The sequence below is a fragment of the Candidatus Hepatobacter penaei genome, from assembly GCF_000742475.1.
Taxonomy (GTDB): Bacteria; Pseudomonadota; Alphaproteobacteria; order Holosporales; family Hepatobacteraceae; genus Hepatobacter; species Hepatobacter penaei.
Genome location: NZ_JQAJ01000001.1, coordinates 277,338 through 294,826 on the forward strand (window position 1 = coordinate 277,338; position 17,489 = coordinate 294,826).

Here is a 17,489-nt window from a genome sequence, read left to right on the forward strand (position 1 = left end):
TTATTATCTCCTTTTTTGTGCCATAATGTCAATAAAAGGGGTTAACTTTCAAAAGCTTAACCTCATGCAATCAGAACAGTATTGGCATTGGCATGCGCTTTGTATGATAAAGACAAGGATGGTATGACCTTTGATGGGGTCTGAGGTGTATCAGAGAGATAAGTGGGGTAATGGGTTATGATGTATCGCGATACCTTGGGTGTGCTGTGTGCAGGGTTATGGATGGCTCACACGGCCCTTGCAGATGCTGGCGCGACCCAAGACGTAAGCCATAGTCCTTCTGGGCAGACTGTCACCCCTGATCCTCATGTCGCTACTGGGCCTTTGCCGCCAATCCCGAACGCCCATAAGTATCAACACCATGTCGACAAGGCGTCCCAACATGCAGCAACGGCAAACCAAGCTTATGGCGCCGCGTCTCAAGCTTATGCACAAGCTAAAGAACAACATGCAAGTACGGAAGATGGTGGCAAGAAAAAGAAAAAACTAGATGCCAAATCAGCCGCCGCGGGTGGGGTTGCTACCGCCGCTTTCATCGCCTTTCTCAATTCTCAAAAGGATGCCACCCCCGCTGAAGGAGGCGATGCAGGATAGACAATAGCCTTTAGGCGATTCTCCACCTGCAACCACAAACCACTTGCATGGCGCCGCGCACCTTTAGGTGCTGCAAAACCCACTTTTCAGCATAGATTTTGCAGCATATATATTTGAGATGAGCTGTGAGGGTCGTCTGTGCCTTAAATGTTTGGGTTAAGAAGACCGTCTTTCACGTTCTACCCTAAACGTAAAAACCCGCAATGCTTCTTCCAGCTCCTTAAGATCTTCTGCCGTGAATCTCCCTTTGTCTGCCTTCTGCATAAAGGGCAATCTTCGTATAGCCAAAAGAGCTTGCAACAAACCTTGATAAGGCAAAATCTTAAGGTGGCCTTCACGCAATGCTTGATAGGTCACAGATAGCGCCTCCATGTTCTTTTTCAGCATTTCTGAGCTCTTTTCGAAAGCCTCGAGAATGTTGGGGAGAACATGAGACGTCCACATCATTTCTTCGTTTTTGTTCTTAAAGATCAGGGATAACGTATCTTGGGTCTTTTTCATGGCCGATTCATAATTTTCTAGCACAGCTTGAAAATCCTTAAGCTGTGCGTGATTTTTGCGTTTGAGCACATCAAAGGAGTGATGCAATTTTCCCAGTGTTTGCTTAAGGTTTTTCTCAAACCTTATATAATTGCGCCGCGAGAATTGCTGCCCGCCTGCATTGTCTTCCCCTGTCGCTTTTGGGGGGGTATCTAGCTGGTGCGTTCCCTCCTGTTGCGGCGTCTCTTGACCCGGCTGTCTGGCATCCATAACAGCATCACCCATGTCTTGCGTAGCAATCTCTGGTCCAGGATCAACGTCTTGCACGGGCCTATGATGAACGGCCGGTCCATGGCCAGTAAATATAGGCCTATGATAAACGAGCGGTCGATGGTCAGTAAACATATGAGGCTTATGAGTGTGAACGGGCACATGGTCATGAAGTCGCTGATCACCGTGCAACCACGAAGCGCTTCCTAACCAAGCCCCCACACACATCGCCCTCACAACCATGGATCGATACATACAGACCCTCCCAAAAAAAAGCAAAAACAATAGGTTAGCGTTTATGTCTCTATTATTGTCTTTTTTTGCTATTTTTTGGTTAAGGGCGCCCCAGCTCTGGGGCCTGCCTCTGGGATGTGTATTCTGTCTTCCTGGCTGGGCTTTTATGCCTTATGCGTATAACGACAGGCATGCGCGGGATTTTTGTGAGACTTATCGCCTCGTTACGAGGGGCGTGATGATTTCTTTTCCTCACAAAGGTGGCTACCTAGTGGGCCCTCTTAGCAAACCCCCTGTTAATAAGGCGCCCCTCCTTCATCTTCCTCTGGGTAGCTCTCCGGTTCACCCCCTTGAGCAGGATCATGAGCAAGAACGCGTTGAGACGGATCTTCCTGAGAAAGCAATCCTGGGACAGGTTCCTGCGAAGCAGGGTCTTGAAAGGCACTGTGAAGGGCACTGTCTTCTATGCTTCCTGCTTGCCCGACCAAATAATTGTCCATACCGTAAGACAAGGTTATCAGATAATTCGCAAACGTATCAGAGCTTTTAAAAGTCGACGTATCATTCAGCTGTACATACAATTCACGCAATATGCCTATACCCTTTATATGGCGCTGAACAAAAGTGTTCGTTGCACGTCGCAAACCTTGATACATGATGGAAAGACTCTCTTCACGGGGATCCATATGATGGACAATGGCACCCAAGTCATCGACCGGTTTCTGCATCTTATCAATCTCTTCGCCCTCTTTCACCACGTCTGCGTCAGAAAGTGCCGGTGAGAGGCTGTTGTCATCAGCGGCAAGTGCCTTTTTTAATTGCTCTTCCCTTTCTTCAGCACCCTGTTGATAGTTAGCGGAGACTTCGCACGCAAAAGCTTGTATCTCTTGACATCGTTTTTCGTGTTTGGGCTGTTCGTTCATGATCGCTTCAATCTCGTTAAGCAGGGCGTTAAAGGCCTTGTGGATCGTCTGCTTCTCCTCATCTGCACCTTGAGGCAACGCGCCCCGAAGCGTATCCACGTCAAAAACCTGATCGGGATTACCCCCATAGGCCAGGGGCGAGAACGCCCAAGCGGTCACCACAACGTGCGCCCACACAACAGAAAGAAAACCCCGCCAATGCATCATCTGAATCCCTTTTTGATCACACGCTCCATGGGCATGGTAAGACATTTTGCTCTATTGTCAATGCCGTTTCACAAAAGGCTTCTTATCAGTCCCGCTCTTGAAGGAGATTAACTAAGAACCACCTTTGCCTAGACTTCTTTTGGCAGCGGATCTTCCTTCAAGCTTCTTATGATTTCAGTCACGTCCGGCAAATACACGTCCCGGATCTTAAGGGTTTGTTCTTCTCTTTTTGAAGAGTCCTCTTCTTTCCAGAGTTGCAAGAGGGCCCCTTGATGTGCCTCATGTTTTTCTTTGATGGTTGCCAGACGTTGCCTCGCATCATCCTTTGCGTTGACATATTTTGCGAGCATAGGTAAGAGGTTGTTTTCAAGAATGACAAAACCTTTACCCACCTTATCCATGTTTTGAAATAAAGAGTCTGACACGCGCTTTTTGCCCTGTGGCTCAGTCGCGGATGCATCGGGCGCCAGGGAGTCCTCTTCACCAAGCTGTTGTTGGTGTTCTTCCCAGCGTCGATTTTCCCATTTTCTATATCTTGACCTAAACGCAGGAAAAACATCGACCCATTGTAGCAGAAGTTCCTTAGCCTGATCATCTTCCCACACAGTTGGATCTTTAGACAGTGAGTCCACAGGCACATCGTTTTCTGGACCTTCAGGCACATCTTGGGGGGGGGGCAGCAGGCAATCTTACCGGAACTGGCTTTAATGCCCATGGAGAACAAGGTTCGTCAGAAGATGGGCCTGAATCTGCACCTCGTGCCCCTTGGGCCCATAAAAACAGGCTAAGCAAAGCCCCACCCAAAAAGGCTGTTCCACACGCGCCCCTCACGGGCCTCTGCACGTTTATAAGCATAGTCATAATCTTTCCCTCTTCCTACACACAACAATCGCTGCATTGTGGCCACATATTGCCAAAATGTCAATAGTTTTTTGACACCCCAAAGCCCCCAGAGAGGGGGCAAAAGGAGCTCACCAAAAGCAAAGCAGAGGCCTTACAGCGTGAGCGAGGGGGCCACTTTGGTGGCCCAATGATAGAGTAAACGCAGCCCAAAGGCGCACCCACCTTCGGTGGCCACATCTGTATCTTTGGCGTTAAAGTCTACATTGGCGATGTCCAGGTGCGCCCAGGGGGTGTCGCCTACAAAGCGCTCTAAAAAGGCCGCGGCGGTGCTGCTGCCCGCGCCAAAACCGGGGGAAGAGATGTTTTTAAGGTCGGCCACACGGCTCTCCATGGCTTTGGTAAACGCTTCGCAAAGCGGCAAACGCCACACAGGTTCGCCCACGGTGGTGCCGGCTGCATCTAAGGTGTGTGCCAGGGTATCTTGAGGGGAAAACAGGCCCGCATACGATGGCCCCAAGGCAAAGCGCATGGCGCCCGTCAACGTGGCCACATCCACCATGGCGCGGGGGGTGAGATGCTTGTTGGCATAATAAAGGGCATCGGCCAAAATGAGGCGCCCTTCGGCATCTGTGTTCAGCACTTCGATGGTTTGCCCTGACATGCTGGTGACAATATCACCCGGACGCATGGCCTTACCAGAAGGCATATTTTCCACCAAGGCCACCACGCCCACGGCATTAATCGGCGCCTTGGTCAGCGCCAACGCCCGCATCAGGCCCATCACCACGGCCGCGCCGCCCATGTCGCCCTTCATTTCTTCCATGCCCCGGGAAGGTTTGATGGAAAGACCGCCCGAATCAAACGTGACCCCTTTCCCCACAAAAGCCAGCGGCTTGTCATGCTCTGCGCCTCCCTGCCAATGCACCACGGCCAAGAAGGGTTCATAATCACTGCCTTGCGCCACGCCCAACAGCGACCCCATGCCTAACGCGGTCATGCGCGCTTTGTCCAACACCTCGACCTTAAGACCCAAGGACTCAAAGGCACGGATCCTGTCCACAAAGGTTTGAGGATAGAGCATGTTGCCCGGCTCATTCACGCAGTCCCTTGCCCAGAGCACGCTTTCGGTCACATGGCTTTGGGCAGAAAGGCGGCTAGCCAGGCCTTCAGACGAGGCACGCACCACCGTGACGGTTTTGAGCGGCACCGCATTGCTTTTTTTATAGCGATCAAACCGCCAGCTGCGCAGCATCAGACCTTCTAACACATAAGACAGCGGGTCATCCTCACAAAAAGGCGCCGCCAGCGCCACCTGCGCGATCTTGTGCTTTTCAAGAGCAGCGGCAGCCTTGCCGCCCACTGTGAGGGCCTTTTGCGCAGAGGATAAGTCATCCCCCAGCCCCAGCAACATAACCAATGCAACATCCCCCTGACCATAGACAGGCACCACCTCCCCAGCCTCAGCCTTAAAGGTTTTGTTTTCTATCAGTTGTTTGATCAGCGCTTGGATAGGCGCATCAAGGTCGTCAAAAACAGGACCCAGCTTATGGTCCTTGGCCACGCCTAACACCAAGGTGCGCACATCCCTTGGCAGCTGAGGAGAGAATGTGATAGAGAGCATAGACAAGGCCTGCGAGGTCAGAATATTTCTTGGTTGTTACTTAAATGAAACAGGGGCCCTATGTCAACGGCAGGTGGAAAATTGAAAAAAAATTTACAAACATTGCGGCATTCACATTTTCTCAACACCTTTTCGCTTTGCTCGTGGCAAGATACAAAAAACGTGGCAAAGGCGTTAGGGGCATGTGTGAGAAAAGGCGATGTGGTGCTGTTATGCGGCGATCTGGGGTCAGGGAAAACAGCCCTGGTGCGCCTGACGCTTCAAGCCATGCGTGGTGATGATGTGAGGGTGCAAAGCCCTACCTTTCCGTTGGTTCTCACCTATGACACGCCGCAAGGGCCTGTGTGGCATGCCGATCTTTATCGCCTCACCCCTGACGAAATACCTTCCTTAGGGTTGGAGGAAGCATGGGACGAGCGCATCACCTTTATTGAATGGCCGGACCGGTTGACTGCATGTCCGCCCCACCCCCTGTTGCTGGACCTGACCGTGGACGCACCGCACAGGAAACGCACACTGTCTTGTTATGGTAAGCATCCCTGGCCCCAACGATGGGAAGGCACGGCATGACAAACTCGCTGCGCTCGCTCAACCGCGAGGATGAGAAACAAGCTTTTTTGAGGCAGTATGGAGCCAACAACTTACCCCAAGAGCCTTTGGTGCCAGACTGCTCCAACAGAGTCTACACCCGCCTTCAAGGTCAAGGTATGTGGAACAATGGGCAAGTCATGTTTGTGGACGACCCTGACCCAGACAATGCCAAGCGCTTTGCTGACATCGCGCACTATCTGGCCTCGCTGGGGCTTCGCGTGCCTCACATTTATGCGGCTTCAGAGCATGGGTTTTTGTTGATTGAGGATTTAGGCGAAACACGTTTTCGTGATGTGTTGAAGGATGACCCTTCAGCCCACGATGACCTGTGGGAAACACTCTTTGATACCTTAATCCACCTGCAGCAAGCCAGCCATCAAACCGGTGCCTCACCTGCCTCCGCTTCGCTTTCTACCCTGGCTCACCATCATGCTTCTACGCCCCCGTCCTTAGAGATGATGACGGTAGAGACACTTCTTGAGGAGGTGGATATTTTTCTAGAATGGGGTCTTTCTTATATTGGGCGCTCTTTGTCTGCGCCAGAACGGCACGAAGCGCGCCGCGTGTGGGAGATGTTTTTAACGCCCCTGGCTGACCACATGCCTTGTCAGGCAACAGAAGGGTATGTGTGTGTCCACAAAGATTTTCACTCAGAAAATCTGCTCGCCTTGGGTGAGGATAACCCTCAAGGCTGTGGTGTGATTGATTTTCAAGATGCGTTGTGGGGGCCGCCGGCCTATGACCTGGTGTCACTTATTGAAGACGTGAGGCTGCCCTTTGACGGCCCGCGCATCATGCGCCAAAAATCCCACTTTATTCACAAACAATCGCTGTTTACAAACCATGAGTGGGAAGCCACCTACGATCGCCTCAGCCTTCAGCGCGCGGTCAAAATTTTTGGGGTATTTTGTCGCCTGGCGTTGCGCGATGGCAAGCTAAAAAAGGTTGACTGTTTGGCAAATGCCTTTCTATTTATAGAGCAAGGGTTGAAGCACCCCGCCGCGCATGACGTGCGCGATTGGTTTTTATCCTTAGATTTTAAAAGACGTTTGGAGAGTTTTTGATTGAAAATGCTTTGATTCTGGCGGCCGGTTATGGCAAGCGCATGGAAAATCTGACGCAAAACACACCTAAGCCCTTGTTGGTTGTGTGGGGGAAAACATTGCTGGATCATATCCTCACAAAGGTGGTCAACGCCGGCATTCAGCGGGTTATGATTAATGTGCATTATCTGGCGCCCCAAATGAAAGACTATCTCTTGCCGTGGAAAGAACGCATTGCCGATCTGATTCTCATCGAAGAGGATGAAATCTTGGGTACAGGGGGAACCGTCACGAAGGCATGCCAATTTGTGGAGGGTCAACCTTTTTTTGTGATCAATGGCGATGTTTTGTGGCGCGAGCGGGCTGGCAGCGCCCTTCATGCCATGGCCTCATCTTGGCAGCAAACCCACACAGGGCTTTTGGCATTGGTGGGTCGGGAAAAAGCCTGGGGCTATGATGGCAACGGTGATTTTTTTCTTGATGACGATCAGGCGATTGTGCCGAAACGCAACAAGCACCAAGTGGCGCCTTATGTTTATGCGGGGATTCAAATTGTGCATCCCGCCTATGCAGATGACCATGTTGCGGCTTCGTTGCGACTGACCGCGCCCTATCCTGTCAATCATTTGTGGCAACCGCAGATGCAGAAAAAAGAGCTGGCAGGCTATGTTTTCCCAGACCCATGGTATCACGTGGGCACCAAAAAGGCCTATCAAGCTGTGGGGTATGTGTGAGGTATGTGCTTACCCATGCACGAGATAAGCGAACCCCTTTGTGGTGGATTTGTAAGAAAAAGTGGTGAGAGTCTCCTAGACTCGTCACGCTTTATCGTTGATCTTGGCGTGAGGGCTTGATTCTTACGGGGTGTTCCGTCAAGGTCAAGAGCAACGCCTTATGCATAAAAGCGCAAAGGGTATGGAAAACACAGATCATCAAGCAGGCTTGTGGGCAATGCCGCCGGGTGTGCCCTTCACCAAGACACTGGCGCGTCATCTGTCTTATTTTGTCTGCCCTGACGATTGGCCAGAGACTATCATCATGTGGCCTTATCAGCTCGCTATTCAAGATTTCTCCTATCATGTGTGTCGACATCAAAAGCGCCCTACGCCTTTGCCCAGGCTCTATAACTTGAAAAAGAGTGCACCTCTTTTGCAAGAGCAAGGATTGCCACCGCCTGTGTCTGAGCGAGTGCTTGCTCCTCTTGAGCGTTTGGGGTTGTTGCTTCAGCTGATTGATGAAAAAAAGCGTTTGACCGACAATCAAGAGGCCTATACCTTTCCCACCATGTTGGCTTTGGCCAAAGATTTAGGCGATATCTTGGATGCCGCTACCCTGGAAGGGGTGTCTTTTGATCGCCTGCATGATTTGGTGCCCGAAACCTTCTCACGCCATTGGCAAAAAACACTTCAGTTTATGGATATTGTCTCTCATGTGTGGCCCAAGCTGATGAAAGAAATGAACGCCTTAACGCCCTATGAACATGAAGTGGCCCAGAGCCAGGCGCTGGTTGATTATTTTGAGCAAAAACAACCCACATGCCCTGTGATGATTGTGGGCTCTACGGGCAGTGTGCCTCATGTGCGACGTTTGATGAAGGCTGTGCTCTCCTTGCCGCGCGGCTATGTCATCTTACCAGGGTTTGATCCACAGACCCATCACGCAATGCTTCATGCCACACATCCTCAAAAAAACCTACAAGACCTTTTGGCGTTTTTGCATGTGGATGCGTCTCAGGTACGTCTTTTCCCCACAGACACAACGCCGCACCATACACAGCGCCAACACCTCATCAGAACAGCCTTTCAGCACGAGCATCAAGAGCCAGCACCTGAGGCTGACCCTGATGTATCCAGTGCGGTCAAGGGCATGTCGCTCACCACCTTGTCTCATGAACAGGAAGAAGCCTTGGCCATCGCGCTCATCATCCGACAAGCCCTTGAGGATCCTCACACCTCTGTGGTGGCCTGTGTGCCCAGTGCCCCTATGCGTCACCTCCTGACGGCCCAGCTGACGCGCTGGCATATTGAGGCAAAGTATACGACGGGCATGCCCTTATCCGTGGCGCCATGGCCGCAGTTGGCGTTCTTGGTCATTGAAGCTGCGCTTTCTCCTCATGATATGACAGCCAACCTCGCCGTGCTCAAACATCCGTTATGGTTGGCACATAGGCCCCAACATCTTAAAGATCATCTTGTTTGTCATTTTGAGTGTGATATTTTGCGGCAACCAACGCCTTTGCTCACGCAAGACGATATAGATGCGCGCATCCAACAATCGCCCTTTTCAAAGCGCTTTGCATGGTTGATGTCTTGTCTGAGAGAAGGACTTGAAAGCCTTGTCCGCCATAAACACACACAACAATCGGCGGCGCACTGGGGAGAGCAACTCTATGCCACGCTGCAGCATATGGTGGGCGATGCCGCCTCTTTATCCCCTGACGACAACGTATTTCTTTCTCACCTTGAAGAGATCAGCCAACAGGCAACCTCTTTTTCTTCCCTCACGCTGGAAGATTATCGTGATCTTTTAGCCCATGTCTTAGCAACAGCCACAACCACAGGGAAAAAAGGGCACACGCGTGTCCAAGTGTTAAGCACACGGGAAGCGCGCCTTATTCATGGGGATGTGATGATCCTTGCGTGTCTCAACGAAGGAGAATGGCCCACCCATGTCTCTGATGGGCCGTGGCTCAACCGATCCATGCGGCATCACCTGGGTTTTTTTGATGATGAACGCAAACAAAGCCTGCAAGCCCATGATTTTATGAGCACGGCCGCTGCCCCGCAGGTGTTTTTAACACGTAGCCAGCACGGACCAGAAGGCCCTACCTCGCCGTCTCGTTTTCTCCTTGCCCTTGAGCACACCTTGGCGCAGCATCACAGCGCGCTGCCTAAGGCGCCTCATCTCTTGGCTTGGGTCACAGCAATGGATGCCTCAGACGCGCCGCCCATACGCACAAAACCGCCACGACCCAACCCACCCTCTCAGGCCTTGCCGCGCATGCTCTCGGTGACTGCTATCGAGCTTCTCAGCCGTGATCCTTATGCGTTTTATGCCCGCTATATTCTGAATCTCAAACCCCTACCTCCTGTGGGAGGGGCACTGGATGCTGCCTTGTTTGGCACACGTGTGCACCGTATGTTGGAAATCTTGGCTTCAGAAAAAAACCAGAAACACTCACGTGATACATTAATGTTAAAACTTTTTGAACTTGCCCACGACCAGCTTCATCCTTTTTGGATGTCACCGGTGGTCTCTTTGTTTTGGTGGCAACGCCTCAAACACATCATTCCCTCAATCGCCACGTTTTTGGCATCACAGCCTCTCACATCCCACACCTACCCCGAAGTGTCAGGGCGTATGACGGTGCATGTGGGCCAACCCATCACGATTTATGCACGCGCCGACCGTCTTGACCTCACACCTGAAGGGGGCCGCATTATTGACTATAAAACAGGCGCTGTGCCCTCGGATCGCGAGATTGACGAAGGGTTATCCCCACAGCTGCCCCTTGAGGGCGCCATGCTCATGAAGGGGGGCTTTTTTTCTCATGTCACACATCTTCACGAACTTAGCTTTTGGCACCTGGGCACACATTCTTTGTGTAAATCCCTAGCGCCCGCCCCATCCTATGCGCAAAAAGCGCTTGACCAACTCGACGCGCTTCTTCGGCCTTTTTATGAACGCAAAGCCCCGTTTAAGGTGCAAACGCTGTCGTCAAAGGCGCCCACATATCCTGTGTATGACAACCTTGCGCGCACACAAGCATGGCAGCGTTCATAGGTTGGCCCCACCCCCCCTTATGAAACCTTTGCCTAGCAGACCCACTCTTTTTCTTGAGGAAAGAAGAGACAAACGCCTTTTATTGGCCTATCATCTCACCATAGAATCACATATAAAGAACAGACTACTTTTTCTTCAATGATGTATTTTTTATTACTGAACGCCCAGCATGGTCATGCGTTACAGGGGCAAGGCGTGATGTCTGTGATCGCGTTTAATATTTCTGGCTTGATCTGCTTATTGGCAAATCCGTATGTGATTCTGGGCCTTTTCATCTTGGGCTTTGTGAGCCAGCACCGGCTTCTTTTCGTCAGGTCCCTCCAGCTGATGTTGTGGATGATGGTTGTGGGGGCCAGTCTTAAGGCTTTATCTGTGGCCGTGGGCCTTCCTGCCCTTTTTCACACAAAAATTTTTCCCAGCGGTCATACCCTAGCCGTGATGGCTTTTTATGGCCCCCTTTTATGGTGGCAACCTCAACCCCAACGCCTTTTCTTCGTGCTACTCATGATTGCCTATGGTGGGGCCATCTGTTATCGGGGCTATCACCAACCCGTGGATGTGTTGGGATCGTGGGTGATTGGGTTTATCCTGCTTGACACTTATCATAAGGTGCGCATGAACACACGCAGCCAGAAGAAGTATTTTCAGGAAGATCTCTGGCTGTGGGTTACAACGCTTCCGTTTCTCTTCTTTTTGGCTTGGTCGGGCTCTGTGCCGGCTCATGCATGGATGGGGTTCTATGCGCTTTTGGGGCTCACAGCTGCCACGCGCCTGTACCCCTCTTATCTTGATATTCGCCTTTCCTTCATGCACCGCGTGATCACCGTCTTGCTTCTTTTTTCCTCTTTTGTGGGTGTTGGTTTTTTGTGCCACACGTTAAGCGGCTATCTCCCCCTTGGTTTGGCGCTTTTCCCCTGGATGGCAGGAGGCTCAACCTCCATTATCCTGTGTTGTGTGTTGAGTGACCTTAGGAAGCCCTCGCTTTCCTAGCCTAACCGCGCCGCTCACCATCCTCAAGCATCCCACCTGTCTTAACACGTCATCAGCTTTGCTGCCTTAAGGCCTTGAGAAGGAAGTTTTTTGGAGATACGCTCCCCTTTCCTTCGCACCGGCCCCCGATCGATTCTTTTTTGTATCCATCGACGCGAGCGCTGGCCCGACCAGCCTTGTATCGCCATGGGCCATCCATGGATCATCATCTGTAGGCTAGGATTCAGCAGGTTGTAGAGCCTGAGGATCGATAAAAAGCACCACGCATCCTCGCACAGCAAAAGAAAATTCAGATTTCTTTTTCTAAAGGCTTGTATGTTACACAAAAAGTGAAGTAGGTTGTGAAAATTGCTGAGAGACACCTCAACGTTTGCTGTAAACAGAAAAGACAATGGATCAAAACGGTTGGCGACACACGCACGAGAAACCCCCACGGTCGCCAAAGGGCAACCTTAAACAATCGTGCTGCATCTGTAAGAGACGCACACACGCTTGGGGTCGGCGCCTAAGAACATTACATATACCCACCCCCAAAAGGCTCAATCTAGCATACCCGGGTCCAACACATTTTTTCATAGGCCCCAAAGGGGGGGCTGGCACATGCGCTCTTCCCCTAGCACTCCTGCCAGGCCACAGGCACACCCCAGGCACCAAGGCTGTCATCCCGTGAGAAAAATACTCTTAAGAAACAGAACAGTCCACCACAATTATGATATTATCAAGAGTTACGAAGCCGGCCTTGTGCTGAAAGGATGGGAAGTCAAATCCCTGCGACAAGGACAAGGGGCTGTCAAAGACAGTTTTGCAAAAGAAAACCAGGGGACACTGATGATAGAAAACCTCTACATCCCGCCCTACAAAAACGCGCCCAAGAGCGGCGAAGGACAAAGCCGAAGACCAAGAAACATCCTCCTACATGCCAAAGAAATCAACAAACTTAAAAACGCTGCCAGCAATCCGGGCACAACCATAGCAGTCATCCAAATCTACCTAACACCCAAAGGAAGGATCAAGGCAGAGATAGGAATCGCATCAGGCAAGACAAAACACGACAAAAGAGAAGCCCTTAAAAAGAAAGACTGGCAGCGTCAGAAGCAACGACTCCTAAAGAAAGACGTCCGCTTCTAGCCAAACGCAATTCATGGAACCATGAAGACTACCCCCTCCCCCACAGCAAGACAGGCTTGCCCATATACACACGGCTTCTATTTGTTTCAAGGCCGCTCAAAAAGTCTTCAAGAGAAGACATCGTTATCATAGTAAAAACTAACAAAAAAAAACAAGAGAATTTTTATTTTTTTTTAACAATTGCTTTTTTAAAACTATTTTTGCATGTACCTTTTGAGGAAAAAGGAGGCAATGCTGATGCCCACAGCAGAAAACCTTATTTCTTTTCTTTTACATGAACTTGTCTCACCCATCACAGCTCTTTCTTATAGCCTAGACGACATCAACCCCTCCTTTGATCAAACAACCTCAACACTCTTAAAAGACAGCACCCACAAATTGCGGGTTTACGTGGATTTTTTCAGAATTGCCTTTGCCCCTCCCGGTCTCCTTATCGATATACCCCAAGGCCTGCAGTATGCGGCAAGTTATTGTCAGACAAAAAAAGTAGCGTTCTCATACACAGCCCAAGGTTCCCATGAAAAAGAGGTGTTACCGCCGCTGTTTCTGTTGCTTCTTTGGGTCCTCAAAACGCATACTGGCCTGACGCAGGTGCAAGCTATTTTTAAGAAAAATGACATACACCTTGTGTGTGATGCGACCCATAAAGACACATCTCATCCTCTTTATGGCTCTATTAAAGAATTTTTAGATATGAATATTTCTTATAAAAATTTTAAATTGACAAACAATATGTCAGACAAAGGTGTTATTTATACCTTATGTTTCACGACAAAATAGATCTACAAACATAGACTTCTCAGGATTTAGTTTATCTTTTCTTAAGAGGATGTGTATTTTCTTAACAAAGGGGATTGATTGATTATTGATTGGCCACACAGCACTTATGACAGACAAAAACAATCATTCTGACGCTGGTCAAATCACGTGGGACCACCCACCCGAACCTCATGCTGTTTCAAACCCACCCCTGCCTTTTTATGCGCGCCCCTCAGCTACGCCCTCAGCCATTCCACCTCACCTTGAAGGAGGGAAAGAGCCGCCGGCGAAATCATTGAAATCGTTGTTCTCAAAAAAAGCGCTTATTCTGATGGTATTGATGTTGGTGCTGGTTGGCCTTTGCCTATTTAGTGCAGGCTTTTTTTACGGCCTGTGGGTTGCTAAAAAACACGCATCGGCGTCATACACACATGCGAAAAAGAAAACAGCCAGCAAGCTTGACCCTTTGAAAAAAAATATCGCCAAGATCTTGAAACAAGAACCAGAAACACTCTATAGCGTCCAGTTAGGTGCTTTGCTCAACCGCCTGAATGCCGAAGAATTAGCAAAATACCTGCAACAAGAAAATATATCATCAAAAATCGTCATAAAACAACGACGAAACGCGCCCCCTCTTTTCATTGTCAGGACACAAGAGTACGCCAGTTATACGGAAGCCAAGACGATTGCAGACACGCTTATCAGTAAGCACATGCTGTCAGCAACGGTTGTAAAGGTGGGTAAAGGGTAAAGAGAGTGCGCGTTTGGTTTAGTTTTCTTGCGTTGTTGAGTGTTCTTGCCATTCTCTCAGGATGCTCAAGCACCCCCGCCCCAGAAAAACCGCCTGGCACATCTTTATCTTCTTTTTCCGTTATCTCGCACAGAAAGCTGAACCACAGCTCAGCACTCTCTTTGGATCTGGTAATTTGCTATGATAAGGATCTCTTTGAAAGGTTGAAAAAAATGTCTTCAGGAGAGTATTTCAGTGATGTTGACCAATTGCGCCGAGACAATATTTCCTTGCTTAAAATTTTCCGCTGGGAGGTGGTGCCCACGCAAATTCTTGAAGATTATACCCCCACGTTTAACGATAAAAGCAATGTTTGGGGCGTGATTGTGTTTGCCGACTATCCTGCAGAAGGCAATCATCGCTTCACCATTGCGCCAGAAACAAAAAGCACACGCGTCATTTTGGGGGTAGAAAAAATACAAGCCGTTGAAAACAAAGAAAAATCTGATTATGTTTCACAAAAAACCCTTCATGTGTATCCCACTGATGCAACGCTTTCCCTTGCCATACCTTCAGCAGATACGGCATCATCATAAGAGTCATGAGGCGATAAGGAGAATCTGACGTGTCATTTAATGCGCATCCCATCCAGTGGTATGAAGGTATGTTCATGATGCCGCACCACTTTCAAGAAAACGACACCTTGCATCAAAACCTGTGGCAACACCACTTACAGTATTTGGCCCCCTATCACTGGGGCATCACCCATATGTCGTTTGATGAATCAGCCTTGGCCCAGGGTGTGTTTAAAATCCTCAAACTTCAAGCCGTCATGCCTGATGGCACGGTTATTTTCTTTCCTGATGCCCATGATGAATCTCTTGAGCTCTCTCTCCACGACCATCTTGAGGATGATCGAAAACCCCATACCCTCTTTCTTTCCCTGTTTAAGAAAAGCGTTCATGAAGGCAAAAAAGACACGTTTTCTTCGCGGCACAAACCCGTGGAAAGTGCCAGTCATGACATCAACGCACCAGATTCTCACATCAACATCACACGGCTAAAACCCATCCTGACCTTGGGCTTTGACAAAAAGAATCAAGCACAACGGGTGTTTTTGCCCCTGGCGATCCTGACGCGAGATGGGTTGAAAATAACACCAACTCCTTATATGCCCCCATGCATTCACCTTGATAAAAGCACCCCCTTTTTCACCAGGTGCCGCACGCTGTCAAAATCGCTACGGGATAAGGTGATGTATTTGCAGAAAAAAGTGAGACAACGCGCCCGCGCCACCACCTCCCTTTTTGATGCACAGTCCATTTGGCAGTTTGATACCATGCGGCGACACCTCATTGTGGCCTTGATTAATTTTGAAGCGCTCTTACAAGAAGCACAGCTGAGCCCTTATGTGCTCTATCGCGAGCTGCTTCATGTGGCCTCACGATGCGCAGCCATTAAATGGGGCGGGGCAGCGCCCTCTCTGCCCCCTTATCAGCATGAGAACCTTCATGTGTGTTTTGACGACATCATCACCTTTATTGAACAATCCCTTGCTGAAATCGAAGAAGCCTATCGCGTCTATGCTTTCCAAAAAACAGATCGCTTGTTCACCCTGACAGTAGATCAAGCCTGGCTCGACCAACCGCTCATCATTGGCCTGAAAGCACCACCCAACCAAACAGAAGAGAGAATGGTTTCGTGGATTAAAAATGCCGTGATTGTGTCGCAAAGTCGCATAAAAACCGTTCAGGAAAATCGTATTTTGGGGGCCACACGCAATTATATACAAACGGCAGAGAAAATCCGCCTTATTCCTGATCGAGGAACCGTGTTATGTGAAATCATCCCAGACAATGATTTTATTAAACCGGATGAGCCGTTGCACATCTTCAATATGTCAGATGACCCGGCCAAACGACCTGAACAAATTATCTTTTATGCACCTCAAAACGAGGATGCTTGAGGCCGTTTCTTAAAAGATAGTGTTCACTTTATAGGTACGAAAAAAAGTGCCTGTCATGAGCTTTTTAGAGGGGAAACCCCAAGAGCCCGAACCCTTAACGCCACACTTTACACAGCGGGCACACCTTTTGTACACTTGCCTCAAGCACATACCTTGTGAGATGAATTCATGGCCGGTCATTCACAATTTAAAAATATTATGCACCGTAAAGGTGCGCAAGATGCCAAACGCGCCAAAGTTTTTACCAAAATTATTCGCGAAATCACGGTGGCTGCCCAAATGGGGGGGGCTGATGTAGACGCCAATCCTCGCCTGCGCACAGCCCTCTTGGCCGCCCGCGCTGCCAACATGCCCAAAGATAATATTGAACGAGCTATCAAAAAAGGCTCAGGGGAAGCGTCTGATGTAATTTATAATGAAATGCGCTATGAAGGCTATGGCCCGGGTGGTGTAGCCATCATTATTGAAGCGCTTACTGACAACCGCAATCGCACAGCCGCAGAGGTACGTTCTATTTTAACCAAGCATGGCGGGCGCATGGCAGACACAGGCAGTGTAACGTTTGTGTTTAAACACAAGGGCATGATCCTTTATGGCCAAGAGAACAACGAAGAGGCCCTTCTAGAAGCATCCCTCAACGCCGGCACAGACGATTTTATCGCCCTTGACGATGGGTTTGAAATCTCGGCGCCTAAGGAAGCGTGGCACACCGTGAGAGAACAACTGGAAAAAGAATTTGGCCCTCCTTTAAACGCAGCCCTTGTGTGGGTACCCGATGTGATGGTGACGTTGGGCGATAAAAAAGAAAGCTTCACAAAACTGGTGAACCTGTTAGAAGATTGTGACGATGTGCAAGCCGTATGGCACAATGCTGAAGGAGAATAGCCACCCCCACGGCGTGTCAGCACTAAGGGCAAGTCCTTTGGGTTGTCTCTACACCCCCTCTTGGTAATGTTGGGGGGACTCAAACACCTGGCTGCAATAAGGACACACTACGCGCCCTGAAGGTTGGAGATTCAAAAACACCACGGGGTGTCCGTGGCTTCCTTCGCCCTGACAACGGGCAATGGGCATCGAGATGGTGATAGATTCACCATGGCGTTCATGGCGCCCTTGTGATGACTTGATCATAACTCCCCCTCCAAAAGAAAAAACCAAAGAAGGCCTTTCAGCACCTTGCTTTCAAGTATATACATAAAGAGACAACTAAAGACTAACCATGCGCCCGTAGCTCAGCTGGATAGAGCGTTGCCCTCCGGAGGCAAAGGTCAGGGGTTCGAATCCCTTCGGGCGTACCAGCCCTTTGTTTTTATGATTTGTGATAAGC

Annotated in this window: 18 protein-coding genes and 1 tRNA gene; 13 read left to right on the forward strand and 6 right to left on the reverse strand. The window is 49.7% G+C overall.

Going from position 1 to position 17,489, the window contains the following annotated elements; all coding sequences use genetic code 11:
• Positions 1-177 precede the first annotated feature (177 nt).
• Entirely contained in the window at positions 178-594 is a 417-nt protein-coding gene (locus IG82_RS0101525) for a hypothetical protein (RefSeq protein WP_156095293.1), read from the forward strand.
• A 156-nt stretch (positions 595-750) separates the two neighbouring features.
• On the opposite strand, the gene IG82_RS0101530 is transcribed toward IG82_RS0101525, so the two are convergent.
• The 4 genes from IG82_RS0101530 to IG82_RS0101555 all read right to left on the reverse strand — a co-directional run bounded on the left by IG82_RS0101530 (position 751) and on the right by IG82_RS0101555 (position 5,172).
• A complete protein-coding gene (locus IG82_RS0101530; RefSeq protein ID WP_156095294.1) occupies positions 751-1,566 on the reverse strand; it encodes a hypothetical protein in 816 nt (271 codons plus the stop codon).
• Positions 1,567-1,874: 308 nt separating this feature from the next.
• Entirely contained in the window at positions 1,875-2,708 is an 834-nt protein-coding gene (locus tag IG82_RS0101535) for a hypothetical protein (protein ID WP_156095295.1), read from the reverse strand.
• A 128-nt stretch (positions 2,709-2,836) separates the two neighbouring features.
• Positions 2,837-3,340, reverse strand: coding sequence for a hypothetical protein (locus IG82_RS0101540; RefSeq protein WP_156095296.1), 504 nt, complete (start codon positions 3,338-3,340; stop codon positions 2,837-2,839).
• Between the two features lie 362 nt (positions 3,341-3,702).
• Positions 3,703-5,172, reverse strand: coding sequence for a leucyl aminopeptidase (locus IG82_RS0101555; RefSeq protein WP_052545588.1), 1,470 nt, complete (start codon positions 5,170-5,172; stop codon positions 3,703-3,705).
• 60 nt (positions 5,173-5,232) lie between these two features.
• Here IG82_RS0101555 and tsaE point away from each other — a divergent pair, with 60 nt between their 5' ends.
• From tsaE to IG82_RS0101585, 5 genes are all read left to right on the forward strand, one after another.
• Positions 5,233-5,742: a tRNA (adenosine(37)-N6)-threonylcarbamoyltransferase complex ATPase subunit type 1 TsaE gene (gene tsaE / locus IG82_RS0101560; protein WP_052545589.1), complete on the forward strand. Its 510-nt coding sequence runs from the start codon at positions 5,233-5,235 to the stop codon at positions 5,740-5,742.
• Positions 5,739-6,827 carry an aminoglycoside phosphotransferase family protein gene (locus tag IG82_RS0101565; RefSeq protein WP_172642850.1) on the forward strand — a complete coding sequence of 363 codons (1,089 nt, stop codon included), beginning with the start codon at positions 5,739-5,741 and terminating at the stop codon, positions 6,825-6,827. Before tsaE ends, IG82_RS0101565 begins: the two co-directional genes overlap by 4 nt.
• A complete protein-coding gene (locus IG82_RS0101570; protein WP_052545590.1) occupies positions 6,824-7,540 on the forward strand; it encodes a nucleotidyltransferase family protein in 717 nt (238 codons plus the stop codon). The genes IG82_RS0101565 and IG82_RS0101570 overlap by 4 nt, the downstream gene beginning before the upstream one ends.
• Positions 7,541-7,721: 181 nt before the next feature.
• Positions 7,722-10,589 (forward strand): double-strand break repair protein AddB, encoded by a 2,868-nt coding sequence (gene addB, locus IG82_RS0101575; protein ID WP_172642851.1) that lies wholly within the window; start codon positions 7,722-7,724, stop codon positions 10,587-10,589.
• 138 nt (positions 10,590-10,727) lie between these two features.
• Complete coding sequence (locus IG82_RS0101585) at positions 10,728-11,579, forward strand: phosphatase PAP2 family protein (protein WP_082191997.1); 852 nt, start codon at positions 10,728-10,730, stop codon at positions 11,577-11,579.
• Between the two features lie 41 nt (positions 11,580-11,620).
• On the opposite strand, the gene IG82_RS0101590 is transcribed toward IG82_RS0101585, so the two are convergent.
• A complete protein-coding gene (locus IG82_RS0101590; protein WP_156095297.1) occupies positions 11,621-12,013 on the reverse strand; it encodes a hypothetical protein in 393 nt (130 codons plus the stop codon).
• Between the two features lie 232 nt (positions 12,014-12,245).
• Here IG82_RS0101590 and smpB point away from each other — a divergent pair, with 232 nt between their 5' ends.
• From smpB to IG82_RS0101625, 6 genes are all read left to right on the forward strand, one after another.
• The gene (gene smpB / locus IG82_RS0101595; RefSeq protein WP_031933924.1) at positions 12,246-12,707 is read left to right on the forward strand and encodes an SsrA-binding protein SmpB; all 462 of its coding nucleotides are present in this window, start codon (positions 12,246-12,248) and stop codon (positions 12,705-12,707) included.
• 237 nt (positions 12,708-12,944) lie between these two features.
• Positions 12,945-13,487, forward strand: coding sequence for a hypothetical protein (locus IG82_RS0101605; RefSeq protein WP_135958251.1), 543 nt, complete (start codon positions 12,945-12,947; stop codon positions 13,485-13,487).
• A gap of 310 nt (positions 13,488-13,797) precedes the next feature.
• Entirely contained in the window at positions 13,798-14,217 is a 420-nt protein-coding gene (locus tag IG82_RS0101610) for an SPOR domain-containing protein (RefSeq protein WP_168338559.1), read from the forward strand.
• 5 nt (positions 14,218-14,222) lie between these two features.
• Complete coding sequence (locus IG82_RS0101615; RefSeq protein WP_031933927.1) at positions 14,223-14,792, forward strand: hypothetical protein; 570 nt, start codon at positions 14,223-14,225, stop codon at positions 14,790-14,792.
• A 29-nt stretch (positions 14,793-14,821) separates the two neighbouring features.
• Positions 14,822-16,162 (forward strand): type VI secretion system baseplate subunit TssK, encoded by a 1,341-nt coding sequence (gene tssK / locus IG82_RS0101620; protein WP_135958253.1) that lies wholly within the window; start codon positions 14,822-14,824, stop codon positions 16,160-16,162.
• Between the two features lie 168 nt (positions 16,163-16,330).
• A complete protein-coding gene (locus IG82_RS0101625; protein ID WP_031933929.1) occupies positions 16,331-17,047 on the forward strand; it encodes a YebC/PmpR family DNA-binding transcriptional regulator in 717 nt (238 codons plus the stop codon).
• A gap of 48 nt (positions 17,048-17,095) precedes the next feature.
• Here the strand turns inward: IG82_RS0101625 and IG82_RS0101630 are convergent, their stop codons facing one another.
• A complete protein-coding gene (locus tag IG82_RS0101630; RefSeq protein ID WP_031933930.1) occupies positions 17,096-17,293 on the reverse strand; it encodes a zinc-finger domain-containing protein in 198 nt (65 codons plus the stop codon).
• Positions 17,294-17,383: 90 nt separating this feature from the next.
• Between IG82_RS0101630 and IG82_RS0101635 the strand changes: the two genes are divergently transcribed.
• A tRNA-Arg gene (locus IG82_RS0101635) sits at positions 17,384-17,460 on the forward strand.
• The last annotated feature ends 29 nt before the right edge of the window (positions 17,461-17,489 follow it).

Excerpts from the sequence above, each read along its gene's own strand:
- IG82_RS0101525 (WP_156095293.1), top strand. The coding sequence starts at position 178 with ATGATGTATCGCGATACCTTGGGTGTGCTGTGTGCAGGGTTATGGATG.
- IG82_RS0101555 (WP_052545588.1), bottom strand. The coding sequence starts at position 5,172 with ATGCTCTCTATCACATTCTCTCCTCAGCTGCCAAGGGATGTGCGCACC.
- IG82_RS0101535 (WP_156095295.1), bottom strand. The coding sequence starts at position 2,708 with ATGATGCATTGGCGGGGTTTTCTTTCTGTTGTGTGGGCGCACGTTGTG.
- IG82_RS0101625 (WP_031933929.1), top strand. The coding sequence starts at position 16,331 with ATGGCCGGTCATTCACAATTTAAAAATATTATGCACCGTAAAGGTGCG.
- IG82_RS0101605 (WP_135958251.1), top strand. The coding sequence starts at position 12,945 with ATGCCCACAGCAGAAAACCTTATTTCTTTTCTTTTACATGAACTTGTC.
- tsaE (WP_052545589.1), top strand. The coding sequence starts at position 5,233 with ATGTCAACGGCAGGTGGAAAATTGAAAAAAAATTTACAAACATTGCGG.
- IG82_RS0101585 (WP_082191997.1), top strand. The coding sequence starts at position 10,728 with ATGATGTATTTTTTATTACTGAACGCCCAGCATGGTCATGCGTTACAG.
- addB (WP_172642851.1), top strand. The coding sequence starts at position 7,722 with ATGGAAAACACAGATCATCAAGCAGGCTTGTGGGCAATGCCGCCGGGT.
- IG82_RS0101610 (WP_168338559.1), top strand. The coding sequence starts at position 13,798 with ATGGTATTGATGTTGGTGCTGGTTGGCCTTTGCCTATTTAGTGCAGGC.
- IG82_RS0101630 (WP_031933930.1), bottom strand. The coding sequence starts at position 17,293 with ATGATCAAGTCATCACAAGGGCGCCATGAACGCCATGGTGAATCTATC.
- IG82_RS0101565 (WP_172642850.1), top strand. The coding sequence starts at position 5,739 with ATGACAAACTCGCTGCGCTCGCTCAACCGCGAGGATGAGAAACAAGCT.